6 protein-coding genes and 2 riboswitches are annotated in these 7,605 nt (G+C 69.8%); of the genes, 1 reads left to right on the top strand and 5 read right to left on the bottom strand.

Features of this window, described 5'->3' with window-relative positions; genetic code table 11:
• The 5 genes from gcvP to BGO22_RS16725 form a co-directional block, all read right to left on the bottom strand.
• Positions 1-2,475 (bottom strand): aminomethyl-transferring glycine dehydrogenase (gene gcvP / locus BGO22_RS16705; protein ID WP_286851835.1); only part of this gene is annotated, 2,475 nt, incomplete at its 3' end.
• Positions 2,476-2,501: 26 nt separating this feature from the next.
• The gene (gene gcvH / locus BGO22_RS16710) at positions 2,502-2,879 is read right to left on the bottom strand and encodes a glycine cleavage system protein GcvH (protein ID WP_070398150.1); all 378 of its coding nucleotides are present in this window, start codon (positions 2,877-2,879) and stop codon (positions 2,502-2,504) included.
• Between the two features lie 19 nt (positions 2,880-2,898).
• Positions 2,899-4,032, bottom strand: coding sequence for a glycine cleavage system aminomethyltransferase GcvT (gene gcvT, locus BGO22_RS16715; protein ID WP_070398149.1), 1,134 nt, complete (start codon positions 4,030-4,032; stop codon positions 2,899-2,901).
• A gap of 57 nt (positions 4,033-4,089) precedes the next feature.
• Positions 4,090-4,193: riboswitch (glycine riboswitch) on the bottom strand.
• 12 nt (positions 4,194-4,205) lie between these two features.
• A riboswitch (glycine riboswitch) is annotated at positions 4,206-4,302 on the bottom strand.
• Positions 4,303-4,371: 69 nt separating this feature from the next.
• Positions 4,372-4,878 carry a hypothetical protein gene (locus BGO22_RS16720; protein WP_070398148.1) on the bottom strand — a complete coding sequence of 169 codons (507 nt, stop codon included), beginning with the start codon at positions 4,876-4,878 and terminating at the stop codon, positions 4,372-4,374.
• Positions 4,879-5,011: 133 nt separating this feature from the next.
• On the bottom strand, positions 5,012-6,697 hold the full coding sequence (locus tag BGO22_RS16725; RefSeq protein WP_070398147.1) for an electron transfer flavoprotein-ubiquinone oxidoreductase: 1,686 nt from the start codon (positions 6,695-6,697) through the stop codon (positions 5,012-5,014).
• 134 nt (positions 6,698-6,831) lie between these two features.
• On the opposite strand from BGO22_RS16725, the gene BGO22_RS16730 reads away from it, so the two are divergent.
• The coding region (locus tag BGO22_RS16730) for an SDR family oxidoreductase (RefSeq protein WP_286851839.1) at positions 6,832-7,605 on the top strand (774 nt) is incomplete at its 3' end.

Consider the following 7,605-nt stretch of genomic DNA (forward strand, 5'->3'; position numbering starts at 1 on the left):
GAGGATGCACTCGTGCGCCACATGCCCGTTGGCGCTCGCGTACAGCGTGGGGAAGTGGTCCTTGAGGCGCGCGCTGATGTAGTTGGCCGAGAGGATGGCCGTCTCGGTGGCGTGCCGCAGGCCCTCGGCGCCCATCATGCGGATGTACATCCACGAGATCGGCAGCACGGCCGCGTTGCCCAGCGGCGCGGCCGAGATGGCGCCCACGCCATTGACCGGCAGGCCACCCGCCGCGTGGCCGGGCAGGAAGGGCACCAGGTCTTGCACCACGCAGACCGGCCCCACGCCCGGGCCGCCGCCGCCGTGCGGGATGCAGAAGGTCTTGTGCAGGTTGAGGTGGCTCACGTCGCCGCCGAACTCGCCCGGCGCGGCCACGCCCACCAGGGCGTTCATGTTGGCGCCGTCCACGTAGACGCGCCCGCCGTGCTGGTGCACCAGGGCGCACAGCTCTTTCACCTGGGTCTCGAACACGCCGTGCGTGCTGGGGTAGGTGATCATCACCGCGGCCAGGTGCTTGGAGTGCTGCTCGCACTTGGCCTTCAGGTCGGCCAGGTCGACGTTGCCGTTCTCGTCGCACTTGGTGACCACGACCTGCAGGCCCACCATCTGCGCGCTGGCCGGGTTGGTGCCGTGCGCGCTGCTGGGGATCAGGCAGATGTTGCGGTGGCCTTCGCCGCGCGATCGGTGGTAGGCCTGGATGACCAGCAGGCCGGCGTACTCGCCCTGCGAACCGGCGTTGGGCTGCAGGCTGATGCCGGCGTAGCCGGTGGCCTCGCACAGCCAGTCGCGCAGTTGCCGGTCGAGCAGGGCATAGCCCTGGCGCTGGTCGGCCGGGGCGAAGGGGTGCACGTTCGCGAACTCGGGCCAGGTGATGGGGATCATCTCGCTGGTGGCGTTCAGCTTCATGGTGCACGAGCCCAGCGGGATCATGCTGCGGTCCAGCGCGAGGTCCTTGTCCGACAGCATGCGGATGTAGCGCAGCATGCCGGTCTCGCTGTGGTGGGTGTTGAAGACCGGGTGCGTGAGGAAGCCGCTGCTGCGGCGCAGGCCGTCGGGGATCAGCGGCTCCAGGCCTTTCTCGAAGGCCTCGACCGAGGGCAGGGCCTGGCCGTCCTTCGCGAAGATGGTCCACAGCAGGGCGATGTCCTCGCGTGTGGTGGTTTCGTCCAGCGTGACGATCACGTACTCGTCCCAGGCCTGGCGTAGGTTGGCGCCGTGGGCCACGGCGCGCGCCATGAGCGCGTTCGCCCGGGCCGGGTCCACGCGCAGGGCGAGGGTGTCGAACACACCCTGGTCGCCGTGGTGCGTGTCGGTGTAGCCCAGTTGGGCCAGGCCCTTGGCCAGGATGGCCGTGTACGCCGCCACGCGCTGCGCGATGCGCTTCAAGCCCTGCGGGCCGTGGTACACGGCGTACATGCTGGCGATCACCGCGGGCAGCACCTGCGCCGTGCAGATGTTGCTGGTGGCCTTCTCGCGGCGGATGTGCTGCTCGCGCGTTTGCAGGGCCAGGCGGTAGGCCGGCTGGCCATGGGTGTCCACGCTCACGCCCACCAGGCGGCCGGGCAGGCTGCGCTTGAACCCGTCGCGGCAGGCCATGTAGGCGGCGTGCGGGCCGCCATTGCCCATGGGCATGCCGAAGCGCTGCGTGGTGCCGACCACGATGTCGGCGCCCATCTCGCCGGGCGGCTTGATCAGGGTCAGGGCCAGCAGGTCGGCGGCCACGATGAAGGCGGCGTTCTTGCCGTGCACGGTGGCGGCGTCCGCCGTCCAGTCGTGCAGCCAGCCGCTGGAGGCCGGGTACTGCGTGAAGGCCGCGAAGTAGTCGTCGGCCGCCAGCATGGCGTCCCATTCCTCGCCCGACATGGCCACGCGCACCTCCAGGCCCAGCGGCGCCGCGCGCGTCTGGATCACCTCGATGGTCTGCGGGTGCGTGTCGCCCGACACCACGAAGGCATGGCCCTTGGCCTTCACGGAGCGCTTGGCCAGCGTCATGGCCTCGGCCGCAGCCGTGGCCTCGTCGAGCATGGAGGCGTTGGCGATGTCCATGCCCGTCAGGTCGGTGACCATGGTCTGGAAGTTGACCAGCGCCTCCATTCGGCCCTGCGAGATTTCGGCCTGGTAGGGCGTGTAGGCCGTGTACCAGGCGGGGTTCTCCAGGATGTTGCGCAGGATGACGCCCGGTGTGTGGGTGCCGTGGTAGCCCTGGCCGATGAAGCTCTTGAGCAGCTTGTTCTGGCGCGCGATGCCCTGGAGCTCGGCCAGCGCGGCGGCCTCGGTCAGCGGCGCGGGCAGCTGCATGCCCTGGCGGCGCGCGATCGGGCGCGGCACGATGCTGTCGATCAGCGCGCGGCGCGAGGCCTCGCCGATGACCGAGAGCATGTGGCGCTCGCCGGCTTCGTCGATGCCGATGTGGCGCGCGACGAATTCGCTGGCGTTTTCGAGTTCACCCAGGGGCTTGACGGAGGGCATGAGCATGGCGGGCCTCGGTGGCGGGGGAAAGGTCAGGCGTTGTCCTTGACGAACTTCTGGTAGGCCGGCTCGTCCATGAGCGGATCGAACTGGCCCATGTCCTTGATCAGGACCTTGAAGAACCAGCCCTTGCCCAGGGGGTCGCTGTTGGCCAGCGAGGGGTCGGCGCGCAGGGCTTCGTTGACCTCGGTCACCTCGCCGTCCAGCGGCATGTAGACGTCGGCCGCGGCCTTCACCGACTCGACCACGCCGGCGACCTCGCCCTTGGCGTAGCTGCGGCCCACCTCGGGCAGCTCGACGAAGACCACGTCGCCCAGCGCGTCCTGCGCGTGCAGGGTGATGCCGACGACGGCGGCTTCGTGGTCCTCGAGCTGGATCCACTCGTGGTCGGGGGTGTACTTGACGGTCATGGTTGTGCTCCTGCGGCGATCAGCCGCGGTGGTAACGGTTGGGAACGAAAGGCAGGGAGGCCACCTGCATGGGCACGGCCTTGCCGCGCACCAGCGCGTTCAGGCGCGTGCCCACGGCCGCGAAGGCCGGCGGCACGTAGCCCATGGCGATGGGCTGGTTGATGCTGGGGCCGAGCAGGCCGCTGGTGACTTCACCGAGGCGCTCGCCGGCCTCGCTCTGCAGTTCGGTGTGCTCGCGCACCGGCACCCGCTCCTGCGCGAGCAGGCCCACGCGCACACGCGACAGGGGCGCGCTGCCGTCGAGCTGCGCGAGCACGCGCTCGGCGCCGGGGAAGCCCCCCGCGCGCGCGCCGCCCGTGCGGCGCACCTTCTGCATGGCCCAGTTGAGCGCGGCCTCCACGGGCGTGGTGGTGGTGTCGATGTCGTTGCCGTAGAGGCACAGGCCGGCTTCCAGGCGCAGCGAGTTGCGCGCGCCCAGGCCGACGGGTTTCACCTCGGGCTGCGCGAGCAGGGCACGCGCGAAGACCTCGGTGTCGGCCGCGGCCAGCGAGATCTCGAAGCCGTCCTCGCCGGTGTAGCCGCTGCGCGTGGCGAACAGGGGCTTGCCCTGCCAGCTGAAGGCGCCGCCGGTCATGAAGACCAGCTTCTCCACGCCGGGCACCAAGCGCTGCAGGGCTGCCACGGCCCGCGGGCCCTGCAGCGCGAGCAGGCCGCGGTCGAACTGCGGCTCCACGGTGCAGCGCGCGCCGATGCGCTCGACGATGTGCTGGAGGTCGCCGTGCTTGCAGGCGCCGTTGACGATGACGAAGAGGTCGTCGCCCCGGTTCACGAACATCAGGTCGTCGATGACCGTGCCCTCGTCGCTGAGCAGCAGGCCGTAGCGCTGCTTGCCGGGCGCCAGGCCGATCACGTCCACCGGCATCAGGCTTTCGAAGGCGGCGGCGGCGTCGGGGCCGATGAGCCGCAGCTGGCCCATGTGCGAGACGTCGAACAGGCCGGCGGCTTCGCGCGTGTGCAGGTGCTCGGCCATGAGGCCCGCCGGGTACTGCACCGGCATGCTGTAACCCGCGAAGGGCACCAGGCGCGCGCCCAGTTCGAGGTGCAGCGCGTGCAGCGGGGTCTTGAGGAGGTCGGTGGGAGCGTCGGCGGACACGGCGGGTTCTCTGGCGGGGGCAGGCCCCTCGCGGGGCGGGACACGGGTTCATCCGTGCGCTGCCCCACTGTCCGCTTTACCTGAGAGATTCACGCGGGCGATGCCGCGCTTGCTCCTTCGGTGGACCCCATCGGGTGGGGCCTCTCTCCAGGGGGGATCGCCCGCCGGGTGGCGGGCGTTTGCCAGTCCTTTTGCCTGAGCGTTCGGGGCCTGGTCCGGCCCCTGCGCCTTCGGCGGTTCCCCGGGGGAACGCTCTCCTGACAATGCGGCGGATTCTAGCCGGGAACCCGGCGCGCACGGACAAGGCCGCCCGGCGTCCTCAGGGGCGCGAGGGCGCGCTCAGGCGTCCTGCGGGGTGGTCTCGGGCAGCACCTTGGCCAGGCGCTCGCTGATCGAGGCGGCGCGCTCGGCGCCCGCGACACGCTCGATCTCGGTGAGCATGTCCTGGCCCACGGCCAACATGCTCGCGGCGTCGCGCGCCTCGCGCAGCGCCTGGCGGAAGCGGTCGGCCAGGGCGCGGTCGCGCGCGGCGAACATGCGGTCGGACAGATCGAACAGGAACATGCGCGCGCTGGCCAGCGAACGCGGCCCGCTGAAGGTGTCCACCGAGCCGCGCGGTGGCGGCGGCACCGGGCGCGCGGGCGGCGCGGCCGGGGCTTCGTCGATCAGGTAGCCGTCGGCCAGCAGCGCCTCCACCATGGCGCGGCCTTCGCCGTGGAAGAGGGCGTTGAGTGAATCGGTGGACTTGCGGCCATCGGCCACCAGCAGGATGGCGCGCTCGCGCTGGCCCAGCGAGCGATGGCCCGGGAGCAATTCGGTGCGGCCTTTGTCGGTCTTGATGAGCATGGGCGGTGCGCAGGCGGCGGTGGACGCCGCACTCTGGGCGGGGCACATGACGCTCGCGTGTCACGCGGGCGTGAAAAAGCCGCCCGGGGGCGGCTTCGTGGCGATCGCGTGAGGGACGTCACACGTCCCTGCCTCACATGCCCGCGTAGTTCGGCCCGCCGCCGCCTTCGGGCGTCACCCACACGATGTTCTGCGTCGGGTCCTTGATGTCGCAGGTCTTGCAGTGCACGCAGTTCTGCGCGTTGATCTGCAGGCGGTCCTCGCCCGCATCGGTCTTCACGAACTCGTACACGCCGGCCGGGCAGTAGCGGCTTTCCGGGCCCGCGTACTTCGCCAGGTTCACCTGCACCGGCACCGTGCTGTTCTTCAGCGTCAGGTGCGCGGGCTGGTTCTCCTCGTGGTTGGTGTTGGAGACGAAGACGCTGGAGAGGCGGTCGAAGCTGAGCACGCCGTCCGGCTTGGGGTAGGCGATCTTGGGCATCTGGTCCGCGGGCTTGAGGTACTCGTGGTCGGGCTTGTCGCGGTGCAGGGTCCAGGGCGGCGCGCTCACGCCGATCTTGGGCAGGAACCACTGCTCGATGCCCGTCATCAGCTTGCCGATGGTCGGGCCCTTCTTGAACCAGGCCTTGAAGTTGCGGGTCTGCCAGAGCTCCTCGTGCAGCCAGCTCTTCTCGAAGGCCGCGGGGTAGGCCGAGAGCTCGTCGCTCGAACGGCCGGCCGTCACGGCCTCGAAGGCCGCCTCGGCACAGAGCATGCCGCTCTTGATGGCCGCGTGGCTGCCCTTGATGCGCGCGGCGTTCAGGTAGCCGGCGTCGCAGCCCACCAGCGCGCCGCCGGGGAACACCGTCTTGGGCATGGCCTGCGGCGTGCCGTTGTTGATGGCGCGCGCGCCGTAGCCCAGGCGCTTGCCGCCTTCGATGTGCGCCTTGATCGCCGGGTGCGTCTTCCAGCGCTGCATCTCCTCGAAGGGCGAGAGCCAGGGGTTGCTGTAGTCCAGCCCGATGACGAAGCCCAGCGTGACCTTGTTGTCCTCCAGGTGGTATAGGAAGCCGCCGCCGAAGGTGTCGTCCGTCATGGGCCAGCCGGCGGTGTGCACCACCAGGCCGGGCTTGGCCTTGTCGGCCGGAACCTCCCACAGCTCTTTGACGCCGATGGCCCAGCTCGACGGGTCCTTGCCCTTGTCGAGGTCGAACCTGGCGATGAGCTGCTTGCCCAGGTGGCCGCGCGCGCCCTCGGCGAACACGGTGTACTTGGCGTGCAGCTCCATGCCGAGCTGAAAGGCCTCGGTGGGCTCGCCGTCCTTGCCGATGCCCTGGTTGCCCGTGGCCACGCCCTTGACGGAACCGTCGTCGTTGTAGAGCACCTCGGCGGCGGTGAAGCCGGGGAAGATCTCCACGCCCAGGGCCTCGGCCTGCTCGGCCAGCCACTTCACCACGTTGCCCAGGCTGATGACGTAGCAACCCTCGTTGTGGAAGTTGCGCGGCATCAGGAAATCGGGCGTGCGGCTCGACCCCGTCTCGCTGAGCATGAGCAGGTCGTCGCCCGTGACAGGCTGGTTCAGCGGCGCGCCGCGCGCTTTCCAGTCGGGGAACAGCTCGTTGATGGCGCGCGGGTCCATCACCGCGCCCGAGAGGATGTGCGCGCCGGGTTCGGAGCCCTTCTCCAGCACGCAGACGTTGACCTCCTTGCCTTGCTCGGCGGCCAGCTGCTTCAGTCGAATGGCGGTGGACAGGCCGGCCGGGCCGGCGCCGACCACGACCACGTCGTACTCCATGGCTTCGCGGGGACCGAACTGGGCCAGGATCTGATCATGCGTCATGGGGGGTCTCGCTCATAATGTTTGGCAACCTCCGGCCACCCTCCTTTGCGAAGGGCTCGTGTCCCGGAGCGGACCGCATTTTATGCGGCGACCGCACAAAATCGAACGACCGTTCACATTTGGGGAGACTGAGCATGGCCTACACCCTCGACCTGTCGGGCCGCGTGGCCCTGGTCACCGGCGCGTCCAGCGGGCTGGGCGCGCAGTTCGCCAAAACCCTGGCCCAGGCCGGCGCCGCCGTGGTGCTGGCCAGCCGCCGCACCGACCGCCTCATGAACCTGCGCGCGCACATCGAGGCCAGCGGCGGCGCGGCGCACGTGGTGGCGCTGGACGTGACCGACATGGCCTCCATCAAGGCCGCCATCGCGCACGCCGAGACCGAGGTCGGGCCCATCGACATCCTGGTCAACAACTCGGGCGTGAGCACCACGCAGCGCCTGCAGGACGTGGACGAGGCCGACTACGACTTCGTCTTCGACACCAACACCAAGGGCGCCTTCTTTGTTGCGCAGGAGGTGGGCAAGCGCATGATCGCGCGCGCCAAGGGCGCGGCGCCGGGCACCTTCGTCGGTGGGCGCATCGTCAACATCGCGTCCATGGCGGGGCTGAAGGTGCTGCCGCAGATCGGCGTGTACTGCATGAGCAAGGCCGCCGTGGTGCAGATGACCAAGGCCATGGCGGTGGAGTGGGGCCGCTTCGGCATCAACGTCAACGCCATCTGCCCGGGCTACATCGACACCGAGCTCAACCACGAGCACTGGAAGACCGAGCAGGGCAAGAGGCTCATCGAGATGACGCCGCGCAAGCGCCTGGGTCAGGCGAGCGACCTCGATGCGCTGCTGGTGATGCTGTGCGCCAACGAGAGCCATTTCGTGAACGGCGCGGTGATCGCCGCCGACGACGGCTTT

Origin of the sequence: Hydrogenophaga sp. 70-12 (assembly GCF_001897365.1) — a bacterium.
Classification (GTDB): Bacteria; Pseudomonadota; Gammaproteobacteria; order Burkholderiales; family Burkholderiaceae_C; genus Hydrogenophaga; species Hydrogenophaga borbori.